Source organism: Micromonospora sp. KC213 (assembly GCF_004348325.1).
Taxonomy (GTDB): Bacteria; Actinomycetota; Actinomycetes; order Mycobacteriales; family Micromonosporaceae; genus Micromonospora.
Map to the genome: position 1 here is coordinate 1 of NZ_SMKF01000339.1, position 1,563 is coordinate 1,563.

The 1,563-nt window shown below is 69.7% G+C and carries 1 protein-coding gene; it reads right to left on the reverse strand.

Translation table 11 applies throughout. The annotated features are described in order from the left end of the window. Nucleotides 1-64 precede the first annotated feature (64 nt). A partial coding sequence (locus tag E1166_RS30475) for a replication initiator (protein WP_132343245.1) occupies nucleotides 65-1,563 on the reverse strand: 1,499 nt, incomplete at its 5' end.

A 1,563-nucleotide genomic window follows, 5' to 3' on the forward strand; every position in this document is an offset into this window, starting at 1 on the left:
GGTTGGGGTTGTCCGCTGTGGAGTTGTCAAGGAACGGGGATCACGGGGTGTTGACACGTACGTGTCAAGCGGCGTGGAGGTGACCCGCGCGGTGGGCGGTCAGCTCGTCGGCCAGGGCGTCGAGGCCGGCTTGGTGTCGGGCGCGGGCGAGGGCGGCGGCGGTGTTGGCGAGCAGGGCGTCTCCGGTGGTGATCCAGCCGGTTGCTTGGTAGCCGAGTTCGTAGATGACCCGTTCGGTTTGTTCGTCGTCCCAGGTGTGGGGGTGGCCTTCGGTGCGCCGCCAGATGGTGCGCTGGTGGCGGAGGAAGCCGAGGGTGACGGAGAAGGCGCGGCTTTTGGTGGCGATGTGGCCGCCGTAGCCGAACTGGTGCGCCCACCGCCGCAGCCGGGTGTAGTCGGGGTGCTCTCCGAGGTCCCAGCAGGCGCGGATGAGCCGGCCGAGGTGCGTGGCCGGGTCGCCGTGGATTTCCACGGAGAGGTCGTCGACGCGACGCAGGTTCAGGCCGGTTACCTCGGTGCTCTTGGTGACGTACTTGGCGATGTAGCCGGTGATCTGCGCCAGGTTCACCGTGCCGCCGGGGGCGTTGACGTGCTTGAGGTCCAGGCCCTTGTCACCCCACGCGATGTGCCAGCCCTGCCCGCCGTTGGCGGGGTGCGGGGTCGAGGTGTAGGCGGTCTTGACGAAGGCCGTCCGGACCGCCGCTTCGAACATGTCCCGGGTGACCACGCGGGGCGGGGGCACGATCGATTCGGGGCAGTCGGGGTTGTAGCCGTCGAGGCGGATCAGGGCGTGGTAGTGGATGACGCCGCGTACCTGGAACTCGTAGACCTTGATGTAGCGGCGGCGCAGCTCGACACCGTGGGTGCGGCCGAGGCGGCGTAGCTCGCGGTCGACCTGTTGGATGGTGCGTCGCCACAGTTCGGGCGCTTCGTGGTTCCACACGACCTGGCCGGTGTGGTCGTAGCAGTCCAGGCACAGCGGCTGACCGAGCTGCCCGTCATTGGCCTTGTGTCGCTGTCCGCAGCGCAGGTCTACACCGTGAGGGCAGGTGCGCCCGTAGCGGTGGCAGACGGAGGCGCGGCAGGTGCAGCCGTCTTTCTTCCGGCAGTCCGCAGCGTGGACCTTGACGACCCGGTGGTGGACGGGTCCGAAGGAGGGTGCGGTGGCGGTGAGGAAGATGGCGATGTGCTCGTGCAGCGGCGGCAGTCCCCACCGGTCGCCCTGGAGGCCGGCTTTGATGAGGTGGAAGGTGTCGCGGCGGTAGACCTCGGCGCAGGACGGGCAGACGGATGCGCGGCGGTTGCCGCAGGGGGTGTAGATCGCGCCGTCGGGCATGTCCTCGGTGTCGATGGTGGCCATGCGGTTGCCGTCGGCGTCGTTGACGTGGATCTGCCCAGCGAGGCGGATCGGGTGCTTGCAGGCCGAGGCCGCTTTGACGTGGTTGAGCCATTCGGGGTAGTCGGGGTCCTGGGCTCGGGCACGGCCGGAGGCGACGGTGCGGGGGTCGTGGCCGCGTGCCCAGCCGTCGGCGGCCGGGTCGCGGGGGCCGGTGGTGCTGTCTC